General features: G+C 61.7%; 26 protein-coding genes and 1 tRNA gene. 24 read left to right on the top strand and 3 right to left on the bottom strand.

Features of this window, described 5'->3' with window-relative positions; translation table 11 throughout:
• Positions 1-32: 32 nt before the first annotated feature.
• The 8 genes from ACTNFJ_RS07500 (at position 33) to ACTNFJ_RS07465 (ending at position 7,557) form a co-directional block, all read left to right on the top strand.
• On the top strand, positions 33-584 hold the full coding sequence (locus ACTNFJ_RS07500; protein WP_435905779.1) for a F0F1 ATP synthase subunit B: 552 nt from the start codon (positions 33-35) through the stop codon (positions 582-584).
• A complete protein-coding gene (locus tag ACTNFJ_RS07495) occupies positions 584-1,363 on the top strand; it encodes a F0F1 ATP synthase subunit delta (RefSeq protein WP_435905778.1) in 780 nt (259 codons plus the stop codon). Before ACTNFJ_RS07500 ends, ACTNFJ_RS07495 begins: the two co-directional genes overlap by 1 nt.
• A gap of 53 nt (positions 1,364-1,416) precedes the next feature.
• Complete coding sequence (atpA, locus tag ACTNFJ_RS07490; RefSeq protein ID WP_435905777.1) at positions 1,417-3,045, top strand: F0F1 ATP synthase subunit alpha; 1,629 nt, start codon at positions 1,417-1,419, stop codon at positions 3,043-3,045.
• 84 nt (positions 3,046-3,129) lie between these two features.
• A complete protein-coding gene (locus tag ACTNFJ_RS07485) occupies positions 3,130-4,020 on the top strand; it encodes a F0F1 ATP synthase subunit gamma (protein ID WP_435905776.1) in 891 nt (296 codons plus the stop codon).
• Between the two features lie 24 nt (positions 4,021-4,044).
• Entirely contained in the window at positions 4,045-5,490 is a 1,446-nt protein-coding gene (gene atpD, locus ACTNFJ_RS07480; protein ID WP_435905775.1) for a F0F1 ATP synthase subunit beta, read from the top strand.
• A 3-nt stretch (positions 5,491-5,493) separates the two neighbouring features.
• Positions 5,494-5,763: a F0F1 ATP synthase subunit epsilon gene (locus ACTNFJ_RS07475; RefSeq protein WP_435905774.1), complete on the top strand. Its 270-nt coding sequence runs from the start codon at positions 5,494-5,496 to the stop codon at positions 5,761-5,763.
• A 76-nt stretch (positions 5,764-5,839) separates the two neighbouring features.
• Positions 5,840-6,646: a YaaA family protein gene (locus tag ACTNFJ_RS07470; protein ID WP_435905773.1), complete on the top strand. Its 807-nt coding sequence runs from the start codon at positions 5,840-5,842 to the stop codon at positions 6,644-6,646.
• A gap of 35 nt (positions 6,647-6,681) precedes the next feature.
• The gene (locus ACTNFJ_RS07465) at positions 6,682-7,557 is read left to right on the top strand and encodes a PP2C family protein-serine/threonine phosphatase (RefSeq protein WP_435905772.1); all 876 of its coding nucleotides are present in this window, start codon (positions 6,682-6,684) and stop codon (positions 7,555-7,557) included.
• Here ACTNFJ_RS07465 and ACTNFJ_RS07460 read toward each other — a convergent pair.
• Positions 7,554-8,888, bottom strand: a complete 1,335-nt coding sequence (locus ACTNFJ_RS07460) for an aminotransferase class III-fold pyridoxal phosphate-dependent enzyme (RefSeq protein WP_435905771.1) — start codon at positions 8,886-8,888, stop codon at positions 7,554-7,556. The two genes, ACTNFJ_RS07465 and ACTNFJ_RS07460, sit on opposite strands and share 4 nt — an antisense overlap.
• A gap of 76 nt (positions 8,889-8,964) precedes the next feature.
• On the opposite strand from ACTNFJ_RS07460, the gene ACTNFJ_RS07455 reads away from it, so the two are divergent.
• The 11 genes from ACTNFJ_RS07455 to ACTNFJ_RS07405 all read left to right on the top strand — a co-directional run bounded on the left by ACTNFJ_RS07455 (position 8,965) and on the right by ACTNFJ_RS07405 (position 20,512).
• Positions 8,965-9,432, top strand: coding sequence for an OsmC family protein (locus ACTNFJ_RS07455; RefSeq protein ID WP_435905770.1), 468 nt, complete (start codon positions 8,965-8,967; stop codon positions 9,430-9,432).
• Positions 9,433-9,474: 42 nt separating this feature from the next.
• Positions 9,475-11,049 carry a methionine--tRNA ligase gene (gene metG / locus ACTNFJ_RS07450; RefSeq protein ID WP_435905769.1) on the top strand — a complete coding sequence of 525 codons (1,575 nt, stop codon included), beginning with the start codon at positions 9,475-9,477 and terminating at the stop codon, positions 11,047-11,049.
• 14 nt (positions 11,050-11,063) lie between these two features.
• Positions 11,064-11,960: a TatD family hydrolase gene (locus ACTNFJ_RS07445; protein WP_435905846.1), complete on the top strand. Its 897-nt coding sequence runs from the start codon at positions 11,064-11,066 to the stop codon at positions 11,958-11,960.
• Entirely contained in the window at positions 11,957-12,817 is an 861-nt protein-coding gene (gene rsmA / locus ACTNFJ_RS07440) for a 16S rRNA (adenine(1518)-N(6)/adenine(1519)-N(6))-dimethyltransferase RsmA (RefSeq protein ID WP_435905768.1), read from the top strand. Before ACTNFJ_RS07445 ends, rsmA begins: the two co-directional genes overlap by 4 nt.
• Before the next feature lie 30 nt (positions 12,818-12,847).
• Entirely contained in the window at positions 12,848-13,777 is a 930-nt protein-coding gene (locus ACTNFJ_RS07435) for a 4-(cytidine 5'-diphospho)-2-C-methyl-D-erythritol kinase (protein ID WP_435905767.1), read from the top strand.
• Between the two features lie 73 nt (positions 13,778-13,850).
• On the top strand, positions 13,851-14,528 hold the full coding sequence (locus ACTNFJ_RS07430) for a DsbA family oxidoreductase (protein WP_435905766.1): 678 nt from the start codon (positions 13,851-13,853) through the stop codon (positions 14,526-14,528).
• A gap of 106 nt (positions 14,529-14,634) precedes the next feature.
• Positions 14,635-14,838, top strand: coding sequence for a hypothetical protein (locus ACTNFJ_RS07425; RefSeq protein ID WP_435905765.1), 204 nt, complete (start codon positions 14,635-14,637; stop codon positions 14,836-14,838).
• Positions 14,839-14,907: 69 nt separating this feature from the next.
• Positions 14,908-16,755, top strand: a complete 1,848-nt coding sequence (locus ACTNFJ_RS07420) for an ABC-F family ATP-binding cassette domain-containing protein (RefSeq protein WP_435905764.1) — start codon at positions 14,908-14,910, stop codon at positions 16,753-16,755.
• Positions 16,756-16,845: 90 nt separating this feature from the next.
• Positions 16,846-17,898 (top strand): extracellular solute-binding protein, encoded by a 1,053-nt coding sequence (locus ACTNFJ_RS07415; protein ID WP_435905763.1) that lies wholly within the window; start codon positions 16,846-16,848, stop codon positions 17,896-17,898.
• A gap of 35 nt (positions 17,899-17,933) precedes the next feature.
• The gene (locus tag ACTNFJ_RS07410) at positions 17,934-19,490 is read left to right on the top strand and encodes an ABC transporter permease (RefSeq protein WP_435905762.1); all 1,557 of its coding nucleotides are present in this window, start codon (positions 17,934-17,936) and stop codon (positions 19,488-19,490) included.
• Positions 19,487-20,512: an ABC transporter ATP-binding protein gene (locus ACTNFJ_RS07405; protein ID WP_435905761.1), complete on the top strand. Its 1,026-nt coding sequence runs from the start codon at positions 19,487-19,489 to the stop codon at positions 20,510-20,512. The genes ACTNFJ_RS07410 and ACTNFJ_RS07405 overlap by 4 nt, the downstream gene beginning before the upstream one ends.
• A 5-nt stretch (positions 20,513-20,517) precedes the next feature.
• On the opposite strand, the gene ACTNFJ_RS07400 is transcribed toward ACTNFJ_RS07405, so the two are convergent.
• Positions 20,518-21,204: a TetR/AcrR family transcriptional regulator gene (locus ACTNFJ_RS07400; RefSeq protein ID WP_435905760.1), complete on the bottom strand. Its 687-nt coding sequence runs from the start codon at positions 21,202-21,204 to the stop codon at positions 20,518-20,520.
• Between the two features lie 177 nt (positions 21,205-21,381).
• Here ACTNFJ_RS07400 and ACTNFJ_RS07395 point away from each other — a divergent pair, with 177 nt between their 5' ends.
• The gene (locus ACTNFJ_RS07395; protein ID WP_435905759.1) at positions 21,382-22,605 is read left to right on the top strand and encodes an acyl-CoA dehydrogenase family protein; all 1,224 of its coding nucleotides are present in this window, start codon (positions 21,382-21,384) and stop codon (positions 22,603-22,605) included.
• Positions 22,606-22,641: 36 nt separating this feature from the next.
• Here ACTNFJ_RS07395 and ACTNFJ_RS07390 read toward each other — a convergent pair whose 3' ends face one another.
• Positions 22,642-23,154, bottom strand: coding sequence for a MarR family winged helix-turn-helix transcriptional regulator (locus ACTNFJ_RS07390; RefSeq protein WP_435905758.1), 513 nt, complete (start codon positions 23,152-23,154; stop codon positions 22,642-22,644).
• A 64-nt stretch (positions 23,155-23,218) separates the two neighbouring features.
• Here ACTNFJ_RS07390 and ACTNFJ_RS07385 point away from each other — a divergent pair.
• The 4 genes from ACTNFJ_RS07385 to ACTNFJ_RS07370 all read left to right on the top strand — a co-directional run bounded on the left by ACTNFJ_RS07385 (position 23,219) and on the right by ACTNFJ_RS07370 (position 26,860).
• A tRNA-Gln gene (locus ACTNFJ_RS07385) sits at positions 23,219-23,290 on the top strand.
• A gap of 329 nt (positions 23,291-23,619) precedes the next feature.
• Entirely contained in the window at positions 23,620-25,053 is a 1,434-nt protein-coding gene (gene glmU / locus ACTNFJ_RS07380; protein ID WP_435905757.1) for a bifunctional UDP-N-acetylglucosamine diphosphorylase/glucosamine-1-phosphate N-acetyltransferase GlmU, read from the top strand.
• Entirely contained in the window at positions 25,050-26,027 is a 978-nt protein-coding gene (locus ACTNFJ_RS07375; protein WP_435905756.1) for a ribose-phosphate diphosphokinase, read from the top strand. The genes glmU and ACTNFJ_RS07375 overlap by 4 nt, the downstream gene beginning before the upstream one ends.
• Before the next feature lie 248 nt (positions 26,028-26,275).
• Positions 26,276-26,860, top strand: coding sequence for a 50S ribosomal protein L25/general stress protein Ctc (locus ACTNFJ_RS07370; protein WP_435905755.1), 585 nt, complete (start codon positions 26,276-26,278; stop codon positions 26,858-26,860).
• Positions 26,861-26,922 lie beyond the last annotated feature (62 nt).

Raw genomic sequence — 26,922 nt, 5'->3', positions numbered from 1 at the left:
TTACCTTTCCTTAGTCTCGAAAGGGAGGCTCGATGATTAACGCAGTGTATGTCGCTGCCGAGGAAGGCGCGACGCAAAATCCGCTCATTCCCGCGTCCTACGACATCGTATGGTCGGCAGTCGTCTTCGCGATCATCCTCTTTGCATTCTGGAGGGTTTTCCTTCCGAAGATGAAGACCATGCTCGACGCGCGTGCCGCGGCAATTGAGGGCAACATCGCGAAGGCAGATGAGGCTCAGGCGAAAGCTGAGGCCGCGCTGCAGGAGTACAACGCCCAGCTCGCGGGTGCTCGTCAGGAAGCTGGCGATATTCGCGATGCGGCTCGCGCAGACGCCACCAAGATTGTGGCGAAGGCGAAGGAAGACGCAGTGGCTGAGGCCGCTCGCGTGACCCACGCCGCGCAGTCACAAATCGAAGCTGAGCGCCAGAGTGCCGTCGTGTCACTCCGTCGCGAGGTGGGGACGTTGGCCATTGACCTCGCATCTGGCGTCGTCGGCGAGCAGCTGTCGAACGATCAGAAGGCTTCGGCATTGGTCGATCGCTTCCTCGCCGAACTCGAGGCATCTGAGAAGGCAGCGAACTAGTGGGAAGCGCGTCACGCGAAGCATTGGCCCGCGTCAAGTCGACGCTCGGAACCGAACTGCTCGGCGCCGAGGCTGGCGGAGATCTGCTGTCGGCATCTGCGCAGATCGATTCAGCTCGCGCGCTGCTTGCGGCGCTCGCAGATGCGTCGGCTCCTGCGGCAGAGAAGACAGGGCTCATCGAGCGCCTGTTTTCGGCTGCGTCTCCCGCTGCCCGTTCGGTTCTCTCCTCCGCGGTGTCACAGACCTGGTCCACGCCGGCCGAGTTTGTCGCGGGGATTGAGGAACTGGGACTTCGTGCGATCGCAAACTCCAACGCCGCGCTCGCGGATGAGCTGCTTTCAGCTGCAGGGGTGATCGACTCGAGCCACGAGCTGGAGCTTAGCCTCGGCAGCAAGTTGGGAGATCCGGCGGTGAAGATCGCGTTGGTCGATCGCCTGTTCGCTGGCAAGCTCTCCAACTCAGCACTCGGTGTTGTGCGCCACCTCGTGGCCAATGCGCGCGGGCGCAAGCTCAGCGCGGCCTTGCGCGCAAGCGCAGGGGTGGCAGCAGACCAGGGCGGAAGCGAGCTCGCCACGGTAACCGTTGCGGCACCGCTGAGCGATGCTCACCAGCAGCGGCTCTCGGCTCTGCTCACTCAGAACGCCGGCCGGCCGGTTCGCGTGACGACGGTTCTCGACCCCTCGCTGGTCGGAGGAATCCGCATCCAGATCGGCAATGACGTAATTGACGGAAGCGTCCGTTCACGTCTCGACGACCTCCGACTCAAGCTCGCAGGCTAGAGCACAACTTTTCACTCCGGGGCCCAGGCTTCGGTACAGACAGAGGAAACGAAATGGCAGAACTCACAATCAGCCCAGACGAGATTCGCGATGCCCTGAAGGACTTCGCCTCGTCGTACGAGCCGTCGGGTGCAGCGACGACCGAGGTGGGAAGCGTTATCGACGCAGCCGACGGTATTGCTCACGTCTCGGGTCTCCCCGGCGTCATGGCAAACGAATTGGTGCGCTTCGCGGATGGAACCCTCGGGCTCGCCCAGAACCTCGAAGAGCACCAGATCGGTGTCGTCGTGCTCGGTGAGTTCACCGACATCGCAGAGGGCCAGCAGGTCACTCGCACAGGCGAGGTTCTCTCGGTACCCGTGGGTGAGGGATACCTCGGCCGCGTTGTTGATCCGCTCGGAAAGCCGATCGACGGTCTGGGTGAGATTACCGGTATCGAAGGTCGTCGCGCACTCGAGCTCCAGGCGCCAGGCGTCATGCAGCGTAAGTCGGTTCACGAACCGCTGCAGACCGGCATCAAAGCCATCGATGCAATGATTCCCGTCGGCCGCGGTCAGCGTCAGCTGATCATCGGTGATCGCCAGACTGGGAAGACGGCAATCGCCATCGACACGATCATTAACCAGAAGGCCAACTGGGAATCTGGCGATGTCAACAAGCAGGTGCGTTGCATCTACGTGGCCATCGGACAGAAGGGTTCGACGATTGCTTCCGTGAAGGGTGCACTTGAAGAGGCCGGCGCGATGGAGTACACGACCATCGTCGCTTCCCCCGCCTCTGATCCGGCTGGCTTCAAGTACCTTGCTCCCTACACCGGTTCGGCTATTGGCCAGCACTGGATGTACGGCGGCAAGCACGTGCTCATTATCTTTGATGATCTTTCGAAGCAGGCCGAGGCCTATCGTGCAGTGTCACTGCTTCTGCGTCGTCCGCCAGGGCGCGAAGCGTACCCCGGCGATGTCTTCTACCTGCACTCCCGTCTGCTGGAGCGTTGCGCAAAGCTCTCCGACGAGCTCGGTGCTGGCTCGATGACCGGCTTGCCGATCATCGAGACCAAGGCCAATGACGTATCCGCCTACATTCCGACGAACGTGATCTCCATCACCGACGGACAGATCTTCCTGCAGTCAGACCTCTTCAACGCAAACCAGCGTCCCGCGGTCGACGTGGGTATCTCGGTTTCGCGAGTGGGCGGCGACGCTCAGGTGAAGTCGATCAAGAAGGTCTCAGGCACGTTGAAGCTCGAGTTGGCTCAGTATCGTTCGCTCGAGGCATTCGCAATGTTCGCCTCCGACCTTGACGCCGCGAGCCGCCGTCAATTGGACCGTGGCGCTCGTCTGACCGAGCTGCTCAAGCAGCCTCAGTACTCGCCGTACCCGGTTGAGCAGCAGACGGTATCGATCTGGGCAGGCACGAAGGGCCACCTCGACGACGTTCCTGTCGTTGATATTCTCCGCTTCGAGCGCGAATTCCTTGATTACCTCGGCCGCAACTCCGATGCACTGAATACGCTCCGAGACACCAACGTGCTTGACGACGCGGTTCTCGCTGAGATTGAGGCGAAGATCACCGCGTTCAAGCTGGAGTTCCGCACCTCCACGGGCCAGGCTCTTCATGAGCAGTTCGAGGAGCTGCCGGAAGAAGAGATCAAGCAGGAGCAGCTGGTCGTTACCAAGAAGTAGCGGATGCAGTTGGGGGTCGCCTCGCGGCCCCCAACGATCCACTCGGGAACTGATCACGCCAGACCTACCAGACACAGGAGAGACATGGGAGCGCAACTTCGGGTCTACCGGCAGAAAATTCGTTCTGCCCAGACGACCAAGAAGATCACCCGTGCGATGGAGCTGATCGCGGCCTCTCGCATTCAAAAAGCGAAAGCGCGGGTCGAGGCGACCTCGCCCTACGCCACCGCGATCACCCGCGCTGTCTCGGCAGTCGCCACGCACTCGAACTTCGATCACCCGTTGCTGACTGAGCCCGAGACGATCACCCGCGCCGCGGTCGTGATCTTCACCTCGGATCGCGGTTTGGCAGGCGCGTTCAACTCGCAGGTACTGCGCGAGGCCGAAGAGCTCAGCGAATTGCTGCGTTCCGAGGGGAAGTCCGTGACGTACTACCTCATCGGGCGGAAGGCGCAAGGGTACTTCAAGTTCCGCAACCGCGCCTCCGAACGAATCTGGAGTGGCGGCACCGAGAACCCCGTCTTCGAGACCGCGAAGGAAATCACCGACTCGTTGCTCGAGGCGTTCAATACGGACGCAGCCGAGGGCGGAGTTGATGAGATCCACCTCGTATTCAACCGACTGATCAGCATGGTCAGCCAGGTGCCTCAGGTTCATCGCCTGCTACCCCTGCAGGTTGTCGAGGGCGTCGCGCAGGCCGAAACCGGTCCGTCGGCACTCTACGAGTTCGAACCCGATGCCGAAACCGTGCTCGATCGCCTACTTCCCGCGTACATCGAGTCACGCGTCTTCAACGCCCTGCTCGAGTCTGCAGCTGCAAAGCATGCCGCGACTCAGAAGGCGATGAAGTCGGCAAGCGATAACGCTGACACCTTGATCCGCGATTACACCCGCCTTGCAAACAACGCGCGCCAGGCGGAGATCACCCAGCAGATTTCCGAGATTGTTGGCGGCGCAGACGCGCTGTCTGACTAGCCACGCCACGAAGAGAGAGAAACCATGACCGATCAGGCCACCACCAAGGTCGCCGGGCGCATCGCTCGCGTTACCGGCCCCGTCGTTGACATCGAGTTCCCGCATGATGCGATTCCCGCGGTGTACAACGCCTTGCAGACCACGATTGATTTCGGCGATGGCCAAGAGCCGCTGAAGCTCGTGCTTGAGGTCGCTCAGCACCTGGGCGACAACGTTGTTCGTGCCATCGCGCTGAAGCCTACTGACGGCCTCGTTCGCGGTCAGGAAGTTCACGACACCGGCGAGTCCATCACCGTGCCGGTGGGCGACGTCACTAAGGGCAAGGTCTTCAACGTAACCGGCGACGTGCTGAACCTGGGCGAGGGGGAGACCCTCGAGGTCACCGAGCGTTGGGGCATCCACCGCACCCCGCCAGCCTTCGATCAGCTCGAGTCGAAGACCCAGCTGTTCGAAACCGGTATCAAGGTTATCGATCTCCTGACCCCCTATGTGCAGGGTGGAAAGATCGGTCTCTTCGGTGGAGCTGGTGTTGGTAAGACCGTCTTGATCCAGGAAATGATCCAGCGTGTGGCGCAGGACCACGGTGGCGTGTCCGTATTCGCCGGCGTGGGCGAGCGCACCCGTGAAGGCAACGACCTGATCCACGAAATGGAAGAGGCTGGCGTCTTCGACAAGACCGCCCTGGTCTTCGGCCAGATGGATGAGCCGCCGGGAACGCGTCTGCGCGTTGCACTGTCGGCGCTGACCATGGCGGAGTACTTCCGCGATGTGCAGAAGCAGGACGTGTTGCTCTTCATCGACAACATCTTCCGCTTCACCCAGGCAGGTTCCGAGGTCTCGACCTTGCTCGGACGTATGCCTTCAGCCGTGGGCTACCAGCCCAACCTCGCCGACGAGATGGGTGTGCTTCAGGAGCGCATCACCTCGACACGTGGTCACTCGATCACCTCGCTACAGGCCATCTACGTGCCCGCTGACGACTACACCGACCCGGCACCGGCGACCACCTTCGCCCACCTCGACGCAACTACCGAGCTCTCACGCGCGATCGCTTCGAAGGGTCTCTATCCGGCCGTGGATCCGCTGACCTCAACGTCGCGTATTCTCGATCCCCGTTACTTGGGTGACGACCACTACCGCGTCGCGACGACCGTCAAGCAGATTCTGCAGAAGAACAAGGAACTGCAGGAAATCATCGCCATCCTTGGTGTCGATGAGCTCTCTGAGGAAGACAAGATTACCGTGGCACGCGCTCGTCGCATCGAGCAGTTCCTCTCGCAGAACACCTACATGGCGAAGAAGTTCACCGGTGTTGAGGGTTCTACGGTTCCACTCAAGGAGACCATCGAGTCATTCGACGCGATCGCCAAGGGCGAGTTCGACCACGTGGCCGAGCAGGCCTTCTTCAACGTCGGTGGAATCAGCGACGTCGAAGAGAAGTGGGCGCAAATTCAGAAGGAGAACGGCTAAACCATGGCCGAGCTACATGTCAGCGTCGTCTCTGCCGACCGTGAGATTTGGTCAGGCATTGCCTCTCAGGTCATCGCGAAGACGGTTGAGGGCGAGATCGGCATCCTTGGCGGGCACGAGCCCCTGCTCGCGATGCTCGCTCAGGGTGAAGTTCGTGTCACCACGAGTGGCGGCGAGAAGGTCAGGGTCGACGCTGAGGGCGGCTTCCTCTCGGTTGACCACGACGTGATCACGATCGTGGCGAGCCAGGCCTCGATCGTCACGCACGCTTAGCGTTCCGAATTATCACAAGAGGCCGGTCGCAGCTCATTGAGTTGCGACCGGCCTCTTCGTATGCCAGGGGAGACTTATGCAGGTGCTTCTGCCGCCATCCGAAACGAAGCGAGCCGGCGGCGCCGATCGTTCCGGCGACGCAGCTCTTGCGCATGCTTCTGCGCTCGGCTCAGTGCGCGCTCGCGTGAAAGAGGCGCTTCGCGATCTCAGTCGTGACGAAGCCGCCGCGTCCAAGGCGCTCAAGCTGGGTGCAAAGTCGCGTGCAGATCTTGCGTACAACCGGCAACTTGAGACCGCAGCTGCGATGGCCTCGGTCGAGCGCTACACCGGGGTGCTTTACGACGCGCTGGGGGTCGCAGAGCTTGACGGTAGTGCGCGCAAGTGGATCGCCGCACACGTGTCGGTGCAATCGTCATTGTTCGGGCTCATCGGTGCCGATGACCCGATTCCTGCATACAGGCTTTCGGCGAGCTCACGGCTGAAAGTCGACGGCGAGAACTTCCAGGCCCTGTGGCGAGATGCGCACCGATTGATCGATTGGCACGGGTTGGGCTGGATCCTTGACCTCCGATCGAAGGATTACGCCGCCCTCGCTCCGCTGCCTGAGGGTCTGGGCAGTCGCCTGCTCATAGCTCAGCGTTCGGAAGGCGGCGAAGTGCAGGCGCTCAACCACTTCAACAAGGCAGCGAAAGGTGACCTCGTGAGAAGGCTCGCAAACACGCGGCCCGAATTGGAAAGCGCGCAAGAGTTCATCTCATGGGCCGCGGCAAATGGCCTCGAGGTGCGCTCCGATAGTGTCACGCGAGAGCTCATCTTGATCACTGATTTTCGGGTGGGGTCTGCCGGGTCCAGGATGCAACGCACTACCCAGAGGTCAGGGTAGGCTGAACAAGTGAATTTCGAGGGTACTCCGTGAGCGTGAGGGGCGCAAGCGCAGTGAGGCGTCGCATCCCGTATCTCGACGACGCCGAAGCACTCATCGAGTTGTCGTGGCACGGCATCACCGATGTGGGGCGCCGTCGTGAAGTGAACCAAGACAGCCTTGTCATGGCGCCGCCGGTGTTTGCTGTTGCTGACGGCATGGGGGGCCATTCCGCCGGGGAGGTAGCATCTGCCGCGGTAGTGCGGCGGTTGGCGGAACTCGGCGGCACGGCCACGATCACCGAGGCTGACATTAACGGTGCGCTCAGCGATGCGGTCGATGACATCGAGCTTGATGCGGGTGAAACCGATCTGGGTGCGGGAACGACGGTCACTGGGGTCTCACTCGGTTCGTTAGGTCATCGACCCACTTGGACCGTATTCAACATCGGTGACTCGCGGGTGTACCAGTACTTTAAGGGCTCGCTTACGCAGCTCACGGTGGATCATTCGGTTGTGCAGCACTTACTCGACACGGGGGCGATTAGCCCGGAGGAAGCAGAGATCCATCCCCACGCGAACGTGATCACTCGCGCCGTCGGATTCAACGAACAGCCTGCGCCTGACTACACGCAGCTCGCGGTAGTCGCCGGGCAGCGTCTCCTGATATGTTCAGACGGACTCACCAAGGAACTGACTGAGGTCGGAATCCAGCATTTTCTGGCCACAGCAGAAACCGCTGAAATGGCTGCGCAGCAGCTTGTTGGTCGTGCGCTCGAGAACGCCGGTCGCGACAATGTGACGGTCGTTGTGATCGACGTGCACGCAGTGGGGGACTTCCGAGACACGAGCGACCAAGCAAGCCTGTCGATCTCAGATCTGGTTTCGACCTCGGACCTGAACGCCGATACCGCTGAGATCCCTACGCTCTAGGCAGTCTCAGCGGCAAACGCCTCATCGAGCACACGCACCACGGTCGCGATGAGCTCATCAGTGAACTGCAGCGAGGGCAGGAACCGGATCACATTCGAGTAGATGCCCGCGCTGAGGAGCAGCACTCCCTGGTTCATCGCACGATCGATCACGCGTGAGACGAGCTCGGGGTTGTGCTCGAGGGTACCCGGTTTGACGAGCTCGATCGCGAGCATTGCGCCCTTTCCTCGTACCTCGGCGATAGCCGGATACTTGGATGCCAGCTCGGAAAGGCCGGCCCCGAATACCTCTTCGATGTGATTTGCGCGAGAAAGCAGGTCCTGCTCCTCGATCTGCTCGAATACCGCCACGGCTGCGGCGCACGACACAGGGTTGCCACCGAAGGTCCCCCCGAGCCCACCGGGCTGCGAGGCATCCATTATCTCGGCTCGACCGGTGATGCCGGCAAGGGGTAGCCCGCCAGCAATCCCCTTTGCGGTCAGGACGATGTCAGGGTGTACGCCAAAATGCTCAATTGAAAAGACAGCCCCGGACCTGGCAATCCCGGCTTGCACCTCGTCAGCGATGAAGACGATGCCGTTGCTCCGGCACCAGTCAGCGAGAGCCGGAAGGAAGCCTTCGGCTGGGACGATGAAGCCGCCTTCGCCCTGGATTGGCTCGACGACGAGGCACGCGAGGTCTTCGGCTCCGGCCACCTTCTCGAGATACGCGATCGTGCGGGCGGCCGCCTCTGCGCCGCTGAGTCCGTCGCGCAGCGGGTAGGAGTTCGGCGCCTTATAAATGTCTCCGACGCGCGGGCCGTACCCTGCGGCGTAGGGGGCGCCCTTGAAGTTCATGCTTGAGGTGAGCAGGGTACGGCCGTGGTACGCGTGCTCCAGCACCGCAACGCCCGGCCGCCCGGTGTACTTTCGGGCAATCTTGACACCGTTTTCGACGGCCTCCGCCCCCGAATTCATCAGCAGTGTCTTGTACTGACCGTCGCCGGGAACGTGCTTCGCGAGATATTCCGCGACCTCGATGTACGGCTCGTAGGGCGTCATCGTAAAGAGCGTGTGCGTCACCTTGTTGAGCTGCGCCGTCGCGGCAGCTACCACTGCCTCATCGGTGTGCCCAATAGTCGTCACGCCGATCCCACCGCACACGTCGACGATGTGGTTGCCATCAACGTCAACGAGTATCGATCCGTGCGCGCGTTCGATGTACACGGGCACCACGCTGTGCACCCCTGGCGGAACGACTGCCTGCCGTCGCTGGTGCAGCGCGCGGCTGCGTGGGCCGGGAATCTCGGTGACGATGCGGGGTTCCTGAGCGATGGGCGTTTCAGCAGTCATATGCCCGAGTTTACTCCCGCTGGGGTTTCACAAATGTTAACGGCTACACAGAGTGGCCTCGACGTACACTCGACGCATGGGCGACACACACGAGTATCGAGTTGGCATCGAGTGGCAGGGAAACCGTGGATCCGGCACCAGCGGTTATCGCGACTACGGCAGGCAACTGGTGATCCGGGCCCCTGGGAAGATCGAGTTGCCCGGATCTGCAGATAAGACCTTCCACGGCGACGCTGAGCGATGGAATCCAGAGGAACTGCTTGTCGCGGCGCTCGCGCAATGCCACATGCTTTCCTACTTGCACATGGCGGTTCGTTCTGGTGTGGTGGTCACGGCGTACACCGACGAGGCGCTCGGCGTTATGCGCCAAGAGGGGCTCGGTGGCGCCTTCGTTGAGGTGCTGCTGCGGCCGGTCGTCACGGTGGCCGAGGCTTCGATGGTGGATCGCGCCCGCTCTGCCCATGCCGACGCTTTTACGCACTGTTTTATCGCCAACTCGGTGAATTTTCCTGTTCGCCACGAGCCAACGATTCGCGTCGCTTGAGCGTAGGAATGTGCCTCGTCGAATCGAAGTAGAATGGAATTCATGGCCAAGTCCCCGTCGTTCTCCATCTCCACGCCGATCTTCTATGTGAACGATGCACCACACATCGGGCATGCCTATACCGAGGTCGCGGCCGATGTGCTGGCACGCTGGCACCGTCAAGCGGGCGATGATACCTGGTTCCTTACTGGCACTGACGAGCACGGTCAAAAGATTTTGCGCACGGCAACGGCAAATGGAGTCGAGCCCAAGGCCTGGGCGGATCGGTTGGTCGAGTCGGCCTGGAAGCCGCTGCTTGGCACTATCAACATCTCGAACGATGATTTCATTCGCACGACCGACGAGCGTCACGAGCGGGGCGTGAAAGAGTTTTTGCAGAAACTGTATGACGAGGGCCACGTCTATGCGGGGGAGTTCGAGGCGCTCTACTGCGTAGGCTGCGAGGAATTCAAGCCGAAGAGCGAGATCCTCGACGGCGAGGGGGCATTCGAGGGAGAGAAGGTCTGCGCGATCCACTCGAAGCCACTTGAGCTGCTGCAGGAGAAGAATTACTTCTTTAAGATGAGCGCGTTTGAGGAGCGGCTGCTCGCGCTCTACCAGGAGCGCCCCGACTTCGTGCAGCCCGCTAGCGCGCGCAATGAGGTCATCGCGTTTGTGCAGCAGGGCCTCGACGATCTCTCTATTTCACGCACCTCGTTTGACTGGGGCATTCCGATACCATGGGACAGCTCGCACGTCACCTACGTCTGGTTTGACGCGCTGCTCAACTACATCACCGCCCGCGGATATGGCGAGGGCGATCTCCGGCACTGGCCCGGAGTGCAAATCGTGGGGAAAGACATTTTGCGCTTTCACGCCGTGATTTGGCCCGCGATGCTGATGGCAGCGGGGCTCGAGGTGCCCAAGAACGTCTTTGCACATGGCTGGTTGCTTGTCGGCGGCGAGAAAATGTCGAAGTCGAAACTCACGGGCATTGCGCCGAATGAGATCACAGACACCTTTGGCAGCGACGCATTTCGCTACTACTTCATGCGCGCGGTGTCGTTCGGACACGATGGCTCGTTCAGTTGGGAAGACCTGTCGGCAAGATACCACTCGGAGCTCGCCAACGGTTTTGGCAATCTCGCGAGCCGCGCGCTCGCGATGAACAAGAAATACTTCGATGGTGTCATGCCGCAGGCGGGCGTGGAAGAGGCTCCGGACACCGTGATTCGAGAGCTTGCCGCACGGGTCGCAGCCCGTGCAGACGAGCGCATCGAGGCTTTCGCCATTCACGAGGCCATCGCTGAAATCTGGCAGCTCGTTGACGCACTCAACGGGTACATCACCGAGCAAGAACCCTGGGTCCTCGCGAAAGACGAAGCGATGCGCGAGCGCCTTGCCACGGTGCTTGCAACAGTGACTGAGGGACTGCGCGTGCTTGCTGAACTGCTGCACCCGGTCATCCCCGAAGCCACCTCGAAGTTGTGGTCTGCGCTCGGTGCGGAGGACGCACTGGGGGCGCTCGCGGATCGGCCGCTCCGCGAGGCCGGCGAATGGTTTATGCTTCCGGCCGGCACCGCTCAGTACCCGCTCGCGGCGCTCTTTCCGCGCATCGAAACCGAGGGCACCAGATAGTGAGCAAAGCTGCCATGAACGGCGGTTTGCGCGCTCGCAGCGCGAGCCCGGGTCGCGATCTCACGAGGCCCCCAGCGCCAGATCCGCTTCCCGTTGCTCTCTATGACAATCACACGCACCTCGAATTTGAAGATGGCGTGGATCAGCTGGATCCGATCGAGTCACTCGATCGGGCCGCGGATGTCGGCGTGCGCGGAGTTGTCCAGGTAGGCACCGATCTTGAGACCAGCCGTTGGGGTGCGCACCTCGCCGCAACCGATACGCGCGTGCTTGCGGCCATCGCCATCCACCCGAACGAAGCACCGAAGCTCGCCACGCAGGGCTTACTTGATGAGCACCTGCGGGGGATTGCAGCGCTTGCGGCCGAGCCGCGCGTGCGGGCGATCGGAGAGACCGGACTCGATTTCTTCCGCACGGGAGAAGACGGACGGGCAGCGCAGCTCGAGTCGTTCGAGGCGCACATCGAAATCGCGAAGGAGCACGGCCTCGCCTTGCAGATTCACGACCGAGATGCCCACGACGAAGTTGTCGCCACGCTGCTGCGGGTGGGCGCCCCAGAGAGCACGGTGTTTCACTGTTTCTCGGGCGATGCGGCGCTTGCTCGGATCTGCAGTGAACATGGCTGGTATTTGTCGTTTGCTGGCACCATGACCTTCAAGAATGCGCCGGCGCTGAGAGAGGCGCTCGCGGTAGCCGATCCCTCGCGGGTACTCGTCGAGACCGACGCACCGTTTCTGACGCCCGAGCCGCTTCGGGGGCGACCGAACGCCCCGTACCTGCTCCCGCACACGGTGCGGCGGATGGCGGACGTTCTGGGTGATTCGCTCGAGGAACTGTGTGGGCGGCTCGCGGTGAATACTGAGCGTGTGTACGGACAGTGGTCGTCGGAGACCGAATTGGTGTCCCCGTGAGCCTGCTCGGGCCCGCACAGGTGCGCGAACTGGCTGAGCGACTCGGGGTAACGCCGACGAAGAAGCTGGGTCAGAACTTCGTGATCGACCCCAACACGGTGCGCAAGATTGTGCGTTTGGCGGGTGTGGAGACGGATGACCGGGTCATCGAAATCGGGCCGGGACTTGGGTCGCTGACACTCGGCATTACCGAGACCGGTGCCGATCTCACCGCTATCGAAATAGACCACCGGCTTGCGGCAGAGCTCCCGGGAACCGTGACAGCGATGCAGCCCGACGCAGCGACTCGGTTTCGGGTCGTGCGCTGTGACGCGCTCGAGCTGGGGCGGGATCACCTTGCTGAGCTTCCGGGCCCCCCCGAAGTGCTCGTGGCGAACTTGCCCTACAACGTGTCGGTTCCGATTTTGATGCACTTGCTTGAACTGATTCCTGAACTTCGCGCGGGCCTTGTGATGGTGCAGGCAGAGGTCGGTCATCGCATCGCGGCAGACCCTGGATCACGGATGTACGGCAGCCCAAGCGCTAAGGCAACCTGGTATGGCGACTGGTCGATCGCTGGCAACGTAAGTCGACGTATTTTCTGGCCGGTGCCGAACGTGGACTCCGTTTTGGTGTCGTTTCGGCGTCGCGAGGTTCCTTTGGGTACCGAAAGCGACCGCGTTGCCGTGTTCGAACTCGTGAACGCCGCCTTCGCGCATCGACGAAAGATGCTGCGGCAGTCGCTGCAGCCGGTGCTCGGAGAGCTTGACCGAGCGACCGCGGTCATGCGTGCTGCAGGCGTAGATCCCACGACCCGGGCGGAGCAGCTGAGCATTCACGATTTTCTAGCGATCTCGCGCGCAGCCTCAGCGGTGTGAGGCGCAGCCCAGTTCTAGTACCGTAGAGGCATGGTGGAAACACGTTCGGTGACGGTGCGGGCACCCGGAAAGATCAACGTGTATTTCCGCGTCGGTGCGCTGCAAGACGATGGCTATCACGAGGTCGCGTCGCTCTACCAGGCAGTGTCGCTCTACGAGGACGTCACAGCTGAGCCATCCTTGAGCTTCTCGGTGCGATTCGTCGGACCGGTTGACACCTCTGATTTGCTGGTTGACGAGTCGAATCTCGCAATACGTGCGGCCAGGTTACTGGCAGCTCACACCGGATACGCGGAGGGCGTACAACTCACGATCCACAAGCGTGTTCCCATTGCGGGGGGGATGGGTGGGGGATCCGCCGATGCTGCCGCAACGCTTCTGGCCTGTGACGAGCTCTGGGGCACCGGGCTGGGGCGTCACGGGCTTGTCCCCCTCGCCGCGCAGTTGGGTGCAGACGTGCCGTTTGCGCTCGAAGGCGGCACCTCAGTGGGAACAGGTCGTGGTGACGAGCTCAGCCCAGCCCTCGCGCGGGGCAGCTTTCACTGGGTTCTCGCGTTCTCAGATACTGGGTTGAGTACCCCGGTGGTGTACCGCACGCTCGATCAGCATCGCGCGGACCACGTTGCTGATCTCGCCCCTGCGCCCGAGCGGGTGAGTGTTGACACGGCGGTACTGCAGGCAGTTCGGGCAGGTGATGCGGAAACCCTTGCTGACTCGATGCACAACGATCTGCAGGCGGCCGCGCTGCGGCTCGCGCCCGAACTGGCCGAGCTTCTCGAGCTCGGGGAGTCCCGCGGAGCACTCGCTGGGATTGTCTCGGGCTCCGGTCCGACAGTGGCGTTTCTCGCTGCCTCAGCCGCCGCCGCCGCCGAGTTGCAATCCATGCTCACGCGCTCGGGTGTCCGCTCGCTTGCCGTCACTGGCCCCGTGGCCGGTGCACGCCGCCTCGACGGGTCCTGATTCACGAGTTTTACCTGTCTTGAGGAAAGGAGCGAGAGGGAATACTCTTGCCCGCTGCGGGGTTCTTCTTGGTGTGAGCGAAACTATCCGCGTAGATATTTGGTCTGATATTGCCTGCCCGTGGTGCTACATCGGGAAACATCGATTTGAGGCGGGTGTCTCGGCATTCACTGCGCAGTATCCCGACATTGAAATTGAGGTCGAGGGGCACAGCTACGAACTGGCGCCGGACACCCCCGAAAATTTCCAGGGGAGCGAGATTGATTTCCTCGCGAAGCACAAGGGCATGCCGCGCGAGCAGGTGGAAGACATGCTTGAGCAGATGACAGGACTGGCTGCTTCCGAAGGGCTCGTCTTCGACTGGGAGAAGCTACGGCACGCCAACACTAGTCGCGCTCATCGGGTACTGCACCTCGCGAAGGAGCAGGGTCTGCAACTTGAGATGCAGGAACGACTGTTTCGCGCCTACTTCGCGGAAGGCGCGGAGCTTGGGGATCCCGACACACTTGCCGAACTGGGCGAAGAGGTCGGCCTCGATGCTGACGAGGTACGAGATGCGCTGGAGGACGAGGAATACTCGGACGCGGTGGAACAAGACATCACCCGGGCGCGGATGCTCGGCGTCACCGGGGTACCCTACTTCCTCCTCGACGGAAAATACGGGGTGTCAGGTGCTCAGTCGGCCGACACGTTCCAGAGCGTGCTCGAACGAGTGCTGGAGTTTCAGCGCACCGGAACTGAACCGGAGTAAGGGGCCCGGTGCCAGGGACAGCGTGTGACCGCTCTGGAACGGGCAGTGCGGGCGAACCTCCTTCAGAATCATCCGCTACATTTTCCGTATCGACCGAGGAGTAACTATGTCAGAACGCAGCATCGAACCCCAGGTTTCCGCAGAGTTACCGGAGGTAACCGAGCAGGCCGAGCTATCCGAGCAGTCCACGCCCGTCTCGTTCGCTGGCGCGGCATCATTTGCGGATGCGGAGAGTCGCGAGATCTTGAATCTCCTGGGAGAGAGCGACTCGGGCGGCGCCTGCTGCGGGGGGAGCTGCTGCGCCGCATAGGGCAGGGCCACGGCGGCGCCGTCGGGTTCCAACGTTTGGCACAGGCGAAGCGCCTACACTTGAGAAGCTATGGCACATTTGCTCGGGGCTGAGGCCCTTCACCTCGAAGTTCCGACCAAGGTCGTCTTCGACTCCGTCACTCTAGGAATCGCCGAAGGCGACCGCATCGGCATCGTTGGCCGCAACGGTGACGGTAAGTCGAGTCTGCTGATGATGCTTGCCGGAAGGCGAAGCCCCGATGGCGGCAAGGTGACGGTTCGCAGTGGCACGACGATCGGCGTACTCGATCAAGCTGACGTATTTGCGCCGGGTGAGACGGTCGGTAACGCAGTCGTCGGTAATCTACCCGAGCACGAATGGGCTGGAAACCCGCGTGCGCGCGACGTTATCGCGGGACTGGTCAGCGACCTGGACTGGGACGCACCGCTCGATGAGCTTTCTGGAGGGCAGCGCCGACGGGTCGCGCTCGCTCGGCTACTCGCCGGCGACTGGGACATCCTCGCGCTTGACGAGCCGACCAACCACCTCGATGTTGAGGCGATCGCTTGGCTCGCCGAGCATCTGAAGCGGCGGTGGCCGAAAAACCAAGGCGCGCTTCTCGTTGTGACGCACGACCGGTGGTTCCTTGACGAAGTGTGTAACGCGACCTGGGAAGTACACGATCGCATCGTTGAGCCCTTCGAAGGCGGATACGCAGCCTACATTCTGCAGCGCGTCGAGCGTGACCGGCAGAATGCGACGATCGAGCAGAAGCGCCAAAACCTTGCGCGAAAGGAGCTTGCCTGGCTCCGCCGCGGCGCACCTGCGCGCACGACAAAGCCGAAGTTTCGCATTGACGCGGCGAATGAACTCATCGCGGATGTACCCGAGATTCGAGACACGGTGGCTCTGCAGTCACTCGCGGTGACGCGTCTGGGTAAGGAGGTCGTCAATCTCCTTGAGGCTGGTGTGAGTTACGGTGAGCGCGAGGTGCTGCGCGACATCGAATGGCGCTTGGCGCCGGGTGAGCGTACGGGGATTCTCGGCGTAAACGGCGCGGGGAAATCTACCCTGCTGGGACTCATTTCTGGTGCAGTGGATCCTACTTCAGGGCACGTCAAACGCGGAAAAACCGTACAGGTCGCCACGCTGACGCAGCGACTTGATGAGCTTGAGGCGCACCTGAAGGAACCGGTGCGGAAGGTCATCTCACGCCTCCGCACGAGCTTCGTTGTGGGCACCGGTTCAAAGGCGCAGGAGCTCACTCCCGGCCAACTGCTGGAACGAATGGGATTCACCAGTGCTCAGCTCTCCACCCCGGTGAAAGACCTGTCAGGTGGCCAGAAGCGACGGCTGCAGTTGCTTCTGATTCTGCTTTCGCAGCCGAATGTGCTCATTCTCGACGAGCCGACCAACGACCTGGACACCGACATGCTTGCCGCAATGGAAGACCTTCTGGACTCCTGGCCGGGCACCTTGATCGTCGTCTCTCACGATCGTTACTTCCTCGAACGTGTTACAGATCAGCAATACGCCCTCCTGGGAGGGCGTCTGCGTCACCTTCCCGGTGGGGTCGATGAGTACCTGAAACTTCGGGGTGCCGAAGAGCGCGCGCGCGAGGCGGGGGGCGCAGCACCCGCCACATTGCGTTCGTCGCAGTCTGAATCGATAGCAGCGGCTGGGGGACTCTCCTCACGAGATGCGGGTTCGGCGCTGACCGGGGCCGAGCGGCGCGCTGCTGAGAAAGAAGTGCAGTCAATCGAACGCCGTCTGGCGAAACTCGACAAGCTCATCGCGTCGGTGCATGTACAAATGGCAAACTCCGACCAGAGCGACTACGAAGAATCGGCACGCCTTGGCGAAGAAATTGCGCGGGCAACTTCGGAGCGGTCAACGTTAGAAGAGCGCTGGTTCGAGCTATCAGAGCTCACCGGGTGATCAGAGCACACACATGCGGGTAAGGTAAGCCTTACCAGTATTTGCTTGCGGTGCGTGTGCGCCGTCTTTCATGAACCCCGGAGTGCAGTCATGAGTCAGAACCGCCGGATCTTGACGATCGTGGCAGCGGCGAGTGCGGCACTCCTGCTCGTCGGCTGCAGCGCCGGAGCGGGGGGAGGATCTACCTCCTCGTCGGGTGAGATGGAGAGCGACGGCGAGTTCACACTCTATTCGGGCCGGAGCGAGGCTCTGGTGCAACCGCTCATTGATATGTTCGAAGAGCAAAGCGGGATTTCGGTCAATGTGCGCTATGGCGACACTGCCGAGCTCGGAGCTTTGCTGCTCGAAGAGGGTGAACGCTCGCCAGCGCAAGCCTTCCTGTCTCAGGATGCCGGCGCACTGGGTGCGTTGGCTGAGGCCGAACTGTTTGCTACGTTGCCCTCAGAGATCACTGAGCGGGTCCCCGCAGGGTTCACCTCAACAGACGATTCCTGGGTGGGTGTCACCGGGCGAGCGCGCGTGATTGTCTATGACAGTGAAGTGCTGACGCCTAGCCAGATTCCTGCCAGCGTCGAGGCACTGGCCACACCGGAGTGGTCTGGCCGGCTGGCCATTGCTCCGACTAACGCGAGTTTTCAGTCGTTCATCACCGCCTACCGTGTGCTTGAGGGTGAGGCTGCTGCAGATGCGTGGGTCGCCGCTATCGCAGCAAATGATCCACAGCTGTTTGAGAATAACGGCGCGATCCTGACCGCTGTGAACGATGGCGTCGTTGATGCGGGACTGATCAATCACTATTACTGGTATCGGTTGGCATCTGAAATAGGAGACGCCCAGATGCGAGCACAGCTCTCGTTCCCGCAGGCGGGCGATCCGGGGTCGATTGTTAATGTCACAGGTGCGGGGGTGTTGAAGTCGGGTGCCGCGGATGCCGACGCGCTGGAGTTCATCGACTTCCTGGTCTCGCGCGACGCTCAGCAATACTTCGTAGACGAGACGTTTGAGTACCCAGTCATCGCTGAGGTTGCCTCTCCCGAAGGGATCCCGGCTCTGAGCTCCCTCAAAAATGAGGATCTGGATCTCGCCGATCTGCAGAGTCTCGAGCTCACGCAGGCGCTGCTTGCGAAGCACGGTCTCATTTAGCATATGTCGTCTTCTCTGGCCGAACCGTGACGTTGGTGAACGCAGTAGGACCGCGAGTTCGGCGGGCTTCACCCGCCGTAGGCAGTCCGCCGATCTGGTTAATCGGGCTCGCTGGAATCTGTTCCGCGGCAGCGGCCATTCCATTGATTTACCTGCTCGTGCGGGCTGCAGATAGCGGGTTGCCGGACATCATCGACACCCTGCTACGGGCTCGAGTGCTTCAGCTGACCCTGAATACGGTTGCGCTGACCCTGGCTGTGACCGGGACATGTCTCGTCATCGGTGGGGCTATGGGGATAGCGGTGAGCCGCGCACGACTCCCGGGGGGTCGTGTATGGCTGCTGGTGGCGGCACTCCCGCTGGCCGTGCCCTCCTACCTCGCTGCCTACGGGTGGCTGGTATTTGCCCCGGGATTCAGTGGATTCCTTGCGAGCTGGCTGGTGATGTCGGCGGTGTGCGTGCCTTACGTGGTGCTGCCCGTAGCTGCGGTAATGAGAAACGTATCAGGAGATCTGGAAGCGGTCGCTCGGTCGCTTGGTCGTGGCCCATTCGGCGCCTTTCGAGTTGCAACTTGGCCGCGCGTGCGTCCCGCAGCGTTGGCAGGCTCTCTCTTGGTGGCTCTCTACACGTTGTCGGACTTCGGTGCCGTCTCGATGTTGCGGTTTCAGACCCTGACCTGGGGAATTAAGTCTGCTTACGGTGCAAGCTTCGATCGCCATCAGGCGGCACTCCTTGCACTTGTGCTTGTCGCCCTCGCGCTCACGGTTGTCATCGCCGAGCGGCAGGCCCGCAGATCCACCACCGTAGTCGCGGGCCGGAGGACGCCCGCACGCCCCGCACGCCCAGCACTGTTGCCCGTCATTCTCGCCGGGGTGCTCCTGTCGCCAATTTTGGCGGTTGCCGTGCCGATGATGGGATTGGTCGCTCAGCTTGCGCAGGCGGAAACCATTCGGGGTGTCGATGTGCCACGGCTCTTGGGAGCGATCGGCACGACGCTCGGGCTTGCGCTCGCGGGTTCTCTCTTTGCGGTGGCTCTCGCGCTCCCGATTGCGTTGCTCGCAGCAAAATACCGCGGGCGACTCGTCAATGCGATCGAGTCGATCGGCTATCTCGGCCACGCGCTTCCCGGAATTGTCGTCGGTCTTTCGCTGGTGTTTTTCTCGCTTGCAGTGCTCCCGAGTCTCTACCAGACCGTGACCATGCTGATCTTCGCGTACGCGGTTCTCTTCATGTCAAAATCTATAGGTTCGACTCGCAGCGGCATCGCCGCGGTGCCCGTGAGCCTGATCGACGTGTCCCGCACTCTCGGGCTTTCCCCACTTGCGACGTGGTGGCGGGTGACGTGGCGACTCGCGTCTCCCGCGATCGGGGTGGGGGCCCTACTTGTTGGAATCGCGATCATGAAGGAGCTGCCAGCCACGTTGTTGCTTCGCCCCACGGGTATCTCAACGCTCGCGGTGGAGCTGTGGAACCGGACCGGGGTGCTCGAGTTTGGCAGCGCAGCTCCGTACGCGGCCGCGCTCGTGCTTCTCGCGGCTGTTCCGGCATTTTTTCTTTCCGGCATCCGAGGCGCACAGAAGGAGGAGCCATGAGTTGGGTGACGCTCGACGGAGTGCGGGTGAGCTATGGCAGCCAGATGGCGCTCGACGGCATCAATTTGGCGATCCCTCAGGGAGAGATCGTGGCGATCCTCGGGCCGAGCGGGTGCGGGAAAACTACACTCCTGCGATCTATCGCTGGGCTACTTCCGGTCTCTGAAGGACAAATTTCGCTCGGCGGGCGAATCGTCTCATCCACTGGGGCGACTGTCGCCCCTGAGCGCCGCGGGATTGGCTGGGTGCCCCAGGATTCATCTCTTTTCCCTCACCTCAGCGTGAGCGAGAATATCGGCTTCGGAATTCCCCGTGGTCACGATCGAGCTGAGCGTATTCGTCAACTCGCCTCGATGGTCGGGCTTTTGGAACACCTCGACCGTGCGCCGTCCCAGCTTTCCGGCGGGCAAGCGCAGCGGGTCTCGCTCGCACGTGCCCTCGCGATACGACCAGCCGTGCTCCTGCTCGACGAGCCCTTTGCAGCGCTTGATCCGATGCTTCGCTCGGCACTGCGAACGGAGGTTGCCGAACTGCTGCGAAGTCAGAGCTCAACCGCAATTCTCGTCACCCATGACCAGGAGGAAGCGCTTTCCTTGGCGGATCACATTGCAGTGATGATGGGAGGCCGAATCCTGCAGTGGGGAACACCCGTCGAAGTGTACGAGCGACCGACCACCTCATGGGTTGCCCGCTTCGTCGGAAGTACCGTGGAACTCCCAGGTCTCTGGCAGGGCGGGCGGGTCTCGTGCGCTCTTGGGATGATTGAAGCGGTCCTCATGGATGAGGAGGTCGCAGAGGGTGATACGGTGCGCATCGTTGTGCGACCGGAGTGGATCGCGATTGGTGCAGGAGAAATCGAAGCAGTTGTGAGGTCTGTCTCGTATTCGGGTCATGACGGGACCGCCGCGCTGCAACTGCTCGATGGAACGCGAGTCCGGGCGCGGCTCGCGGCGACTGAGCTTCCCAGCGTGGGCGATTGCGTCAGGCTATCGGTCAGACGCAGTGCACTTGTCTACCGCTGACCCGATCATCCCACAGGAGTCTCGAGGCTCCTGCGGAGTGCGTTGACGACCTCCTCGGCGCTTGTCGCCGAGTCGAAGGCAGTGACGATCACGCGTGAAGCCGGGGCCTCGGAGCCGCCAAACCACGGAGAATATAGGCCCACCAGCTGCCGAAGCTCGGGATCGAGTCCCACCACAATTCGGGGATCGGGGTCGCGAAGCCACCGCCGCAGCGCGGCATTGTGCACCGCAACTACACTCGCCGCAAGAGCGAATGGGGCCCAGCTGGGCGTGTCTGGAGTCGCGACACCGGTGAGATATTCGGCGAAGACGCGCTCGTACCGGTGGGAGATAATGAGCTCACGCTCGCGCAGTGCGGGGTTTTGGCGGAGTAGCTCGGATCGCAATTGGGCCGCGTCAGTGTCGCGAGTGAGAAGCTGCAGCACCCCGACGGTCGCCCGCCCGATTGCTTCGGGGGAGGGGGCAGCGCTGTTCGCCAACTCGCGGGTAAGGCGCTGAAGAGCGAGGTCGTGGTCAACAAAAATAATGTCGTCTTTGCTGCCGAAACGTCGAAAAAAGGTGCTGCGGCTGATGCCCGCAGCGTCCGCCAAGTCGCCTGCTGTCGTCGACTCGTAGCCGCGCTCAGAGAGGAGACGAATCGCGGCCGCGCTGACCGCAGCGGATTCGACGCCCCGAGGTTGCTGCATTCCCATAGGTGAAAGTTATCATCTCGAACAATTGCGACTCCGTTTCTTCGGCATCTTGATAAGACATTCGTGCAAATTTTCGCGATTTCATTTCGGTTCTCACTTGAATTGAGACTGAGTCTCAGGCACACTCATGAGGGAACGCGGCCGGGACCGGGACCGCGACAACCGGAGGGAAATCCCATGGGAGAGCGAAACCAGCACGTGAGCCTCGGCACGGAAGAGCCTGAGTACGACCTGTGGGAGCCTCTCGATCCCGATCTTGCGGGGGCATTTCGGGGCCTGCCAGCGGACGACCTGGCCTACCGGGAACGGGCGCGAGCTTTCGTGCAGGACGAAGTACGGCCGGTGATCGATGGACTTTGGGATCGCGCCGAGTACCCGCTTCATCTGGCGAAGCGACTCGGTGATCTTGATTTGCTACGGGATGGGATTGATGTGCCCGGATTTCCGAAGCAAAGTCTCCTCGCCGCAAACCTCGCCACAATGGAGCTGGCCCGGGGCGACGGGTCAATTTCGACCATCGTGGGGGTGCAGGGCGCACTTGCTCTGCGGTCAATAGCGTTCTGCGGCTCCGATGAGCAGAAACATCGTTGGTTGCCGTCGCTAGCGCGTGGCGAGGAGCTGGGGGCCTTTGCGCTCACAGAACCGACGCACGGCTCCGATTCGGTGAGCCTCGAAACTACCGCACGCACCGACGGGAACGGGTACGTCATCGACGGTCACAAGAAGTGGATCGGCTCAGGCAGCGTCGGCCAGATCGCGGTGGTGTGGGCGCGTGGAGACGACGGGCGAGTGCAGGGTTTCTTGGTGCCGCAGGATGCCCCCGGCTATCACGCGACCACAATCGAGGGAAAGATCTCGTTGCGCGCGATCTGGCAGGCGCACATCGAGTTCGACGGGGTGAGGGTCGGAGCTGACGCAAAGTTGCCTGGAGCCAATAGCTTCGCTGACACCGCTCGTGTGTTACAGGCGACCCGGCTGGGGGTCGCCTGGGCTGGCCTTGGCCACGCAACTGCGGTGTACGAGACCGCAGTGCACTACGCGCGGCAGCGTGTGCAGTTTGGCCGTCCGCTCGCTGCGTCGCAGGTTGTACAGAGCCGCCTCTCAGAGATGCTGAGCCAGCTCACCAGCCTCCAGACGCTTCTCATGCAGCTGACCCGCGCGGAAGAAGCGGGCGAGTTGACTGGACCCGGTGCCTCCCTTGGCAAATACACGGCTACTCGAACCGCTCGTGCGATGGCCGCGCAGGCCCGCGACATGCTCGGCGGCAACGGCATCCTGCTGAAGCACCGAGTCGCGCGCCACTTCGCCGATATTGAGGCGATCCACACCTATGAGGGTACTGAAACGGTGCAGGCACTCATCATTGGCCGGGACATCACGGGGATTTCTGCTTTCGTGTGAGTCATCCCAACGAATTGACCGGATCCGGCCCCAGGTTCACTCCTCGCCGGGGCTAAAACGATCCACGCTCAGGGCGAGCTTGCGCAGCAGGGTAGCCAAGCGGTCTCGTTCGGCGCGGGGAACGCCGCCGAGCAACTGCTCTTCGGCGTCACTGAGCCTCGTCATAGCTGCGTCGACGAGAGTCTGGCCCTGATGCGTCATCTCAACCAACACCCCGCGTCCGTCATTCGGGTCGGTGAGGCGACGCACGAGGCCACGATTTTCCATGCGATCGATGCGATTGGTCATGGTGCCGCTGGACACCAGAGTTTGCTGGACGAGCACTTTCGGGCTCTGCCGAAACGGTGCGCCACTTCGTCGCAGGACGGCTAGCACGTCGAACTCCCACGAAGTGAGGCCTGAACGCTCGAATGCGTGGACTCGTGCGCGGTCGATGTGTTTCGTGATCCGTGTCATGCGAGAGAACACTGCCAGGGGGGCCAAATCTAGGTCTGGCCTCGCAGTTGACCAGTCCTGCAGAATGCGGTCGACCTCGTCCTCGTGCTTCATTCTTCCATTATGGCGCGAGCACCCCTCGTGATCTGGCAAACTAGACGGGTGCCGAAAGGCACGATCCGCCTTGGTGTAATGGCAGCACGACAGCCTTTGGAGCTGTTAGGTCCAGGTTCGAGTCCTGGGGGCGGAGCGACCGAAGCAAAGCGTAGCTTTGCGCGGTTGCTCCGAAAGCGGCGCTCACCAGCGCCGTGGAGAACTGAAAAGCGTAGCTTTCCTGTTTAATTGGGAGCGACCGAAGCAAAGCGTAGCTTTGCGCGGTTGCTCCGAAAGCGGCGCTCACCAGCGCCGTGGAGAACTGAAAAGCGTAGCTTTCCTGTTTAATTGGGAGCGACCGAAGCAAAGCGTAGCTTTGCGCGGTTGCTCCGAAAGCGGCGCTCACCAGCGCCGCACCAGAGCGTTGAAGCACAGCTTCTCGGTCTGTCGGGAGCGAAGAACTCGTCTGCAGGAAGGACCGCACCCATGGCAGGACGTTCACTGGCGGTAGTGATCTTGGCTGCGGGCCAGGGCACCCGTATGAAGTCGACTCTTCCTAAAGTGTTGCACCCGATCGGGGGGCGGCCGCTCATCTCTCACGTGCTTGATGCAGCCGCTGGCCTCAGCCCTGAAGCGGTGATCGCGGTTGTGCGGCACGAGCGCGAACTGGTGACTGAAGCGATCGTTAGTCATGCCCCGCACACCATCATCGTTGAGCAAGACGAGGTGCCTGGGACCGGGCGTGCGGTTGAGCAGGCGCTCGCCGCATTGCCCGCGAGCTTTGAAGGCTCGGTGGTGGTCTTGTCGGGCGATGTTCCACTGATCGACGTGGCGACACTTGAACGACTCGCTCGTGGCCATCTCGAGCACCAACGAGGAATGACGCTGCTGTCTGCAGTCTACGAAAACCCCACCGGGCTCGGTCGCATTCTGCGTGATGCAAACGGTGCGATGCTTGGCATTGTCGAAGAAAAGGACGCGAGTGATGCGCAACGACGCATCACTGAGATCAATGGCGGGATCTACGTGTTTGCTCGCCGCGCGCTTGAACGTGCGCTCTCCGAGATTGACACCGCCAACGCGCAGGGGGAGAAATACCTCACGGATGCGGCCGCACGGATTCTCGCTACAGGCGGGGCCGTCGATGCCGTCGCGACCGATGATCCCTGGTTGATCGCCGGTGTGAATGATCGAGTGCAGCTCGCCGAAGCGGGCCGGGAGCTGAACCGTCGTATCGTGGAGGCCCATCAACGCGCCGGAGTTACGATCCAAGATCCCTTAACGACGTGGATTGATGCCGATGTCACGATTGGCCGCGACGTCGAAGTGTTGCCGGGCACGTTTCTGCAGGGCGCGACGAGTATCGCAGCGGGCGCCGTGATCGGGCCGGAAACAACACTCATCGATTGCGAGGTTGGCGAGAATGCGCGCATTCGGCGCAGCGAAGCCACCCTTGCGGTCTTCGCTCAGGGGGCCCAGGTGGGGCCTTTCAGCTACATTCGACCTGGTACTGAGCTCGGGGCAGACGGCAAAATTGGCGCTTTCGTCGAGACGAAGAATGCGAGAATCGGAGACGGGAGTAAGGTCCCACATCTGAGCTACGTGGGTGATGCGACGGTCGGCCAAGATTCGAACATTGGTGCCGGCACCATTTTCGCCAACTACGACGGGGTGCAGAAGCACCATACGGAGGTCGGCGATGCCGTTCGCATCGGGTCGAAAAATGTGTTGATCGCTCCGGTTACGATTGAAGATGGTGTCTACACCGCGGCGGGAACTGTGGTGCGAAAAGACGTGCCATCTGGCGCACTCGCTATGAATGTGGCGCCGCAGCGCAATGTTCACGGTTGGGTCGCGGAGAACCGCCCGGGGACGAGCAGTGCACGGGCAGCGGAATCGAATGGGAAAGAGCGGGCATGAGCGCAATTCAGATGGTCGGACAGAAGAAGCTGGTACTCGTGTCAGGTCGGGCGTATCCCGAGCTTGCCGAGCGTGTTGCAGAGGAACTGGGCGCCGAACTGGTTCCGACCGACGCCCGTACCTTCGCGAACGGCGAGATCTATGCACGGTACGACGAGAGCGTGCGAGGGTGCGACGCCTTTGTGATTCAGTCACACACGCACCCGATCAATGAGTGGCTCATGGAGCAGCTCATCATGGTGGACGCGCTGAAGCGGGCTTCTGCCAAACGCATCACCGTGGTCGCACCCTTCTACCCTTACTCCCGCCAGGACAAGAAGGGGCGTGGGCGCGAGCCGATTTCAGCCCGGCTCGTCGCAGACCTGTTTAAGGCGGCGGGCGCGGATCGAATCATGTCCGTCGACCTCCACGCGGCGCAGATCCAAGGTTTCTTCGATGGCCCGGTGGATCACCTCTTTGCCATGCCTGTGTTGCTCGAGCACTTCAAGAAGACGATTGACCGTGATGACCTCACCGTGGTTTCACCCGATATGGGTCGGGTGCGCGTGGCAGATATCTGGAGTGACAAGCTGGGTGCCCCCCTCGCGATCATCCACAAGCGACGCGATCCTCTGGTCCCGAATCAGGTGTCTGTGCATGAGATCGTCGGCGAAGTGAAAGATCGTTGGTGCGTGGTGGTAGACGACATGATTGATACCGGCGGCACGATCGCGAAAGCTGCTGAGGCGCTGAAAGCTGCCGGGGCCCGCGGTGTCACGATTGCCTGTACCCACGCGATCTTTTCCGGCAAGGCAACGGATCATCTCTCACAGGATTTCATCGATCAGGTCGTTGTGACTGACACGCTGCCCATTCCAGAGGAGAAGCGTTTCGATAAGCTCACCGTGCTTTCGATTGCGCCGTTGCTCGCGCAGGCCATCCACGAGGTCTTCGAAGATGGCTCCGTAACCTCCATGTTTGAGGGCGCGGCGTAGCAAAAACGCATTGCGTTTTTGCAAGTCGCGGTGCCGCCTGTGGCGGCAGCTCGAGGAACGTGGCGCGGGGCGGCGACCTAAAAGGGTGTAGACTCATTAGCTGTACTTCGGCGAGGGATGCTCATGCATCCGTAATCGACGCGGGCGAGCCTCCAGCGGGGCCTCTTGCTGCGTCAACTCGGCAAGACACCACACCCTGGCGGGGAGTCCCTGCCGCGTTTGGGCGAGAGCCCGCAAGGAGAACACTGATGAGCGAAACCTTCAAGCTTGAGACCGTTGCCCGCGAGACCTTCGGTAAGGGCGTGGCTCGTAAGCTACGTGCCGCCGGTCGCACCCCGGTAGTCGTGTACGGTCACGGCACCGATCCGATCCACCGTTCGGTCGAGACTCACCCGCTGGGCCTGATCGTGCGTCACTCGAACGCTCTGATCGAGCTCGATATCGACGGCGAGAAGCAGCTCGTTCTCGTCAAGGATGTGCAGAAGGATCACGTGCGCCAGGTAATCGAGCACGTGGACCTGGTTGTAGTGAACAAGGGCGAGCGTGTTGAGGTAGAGGTCCACCTGAGTATCGTGGGCGAGCCCTTCGCTGGAGCGAACGCGCTGCAGGAGATGAACTCTTTGCGTCTGAGTGTCGCAGCGATCGCAATTCCTGAGTCGCTTGAGATCAACGTCGAAGGCTTGGAGGATGGCACCCAGATCCTCGCCGGCGGGGTTGCTCTTCCGGATGGTGCAGAGCTCCTTGATGATCCGGAGCAGCTCGTGGTCAACATTGTGACGCCACGTACCTCTGCTGAAGACGAAGCCGCTGACGCCGCAGCAGCAGCCGAGTAGTAAGTCCCGCTTAGCGGGGAAGCGTCGAGCCCGCCGGGCGACCACACGGTCGATACCGGCGG

It is taken from the genome of Leucobacter shiyiweii (genome assembly GCF_052446065.1).
Classification (GTDB): domain Bacteria; phylum Actinomycetota; class Actinomycetes; order Actinomycetales; family Microbacteriaceae; genus Leucobacter.
This window is presented reverse-complemented; position numbering and strand designations above follow the sequence as displayed.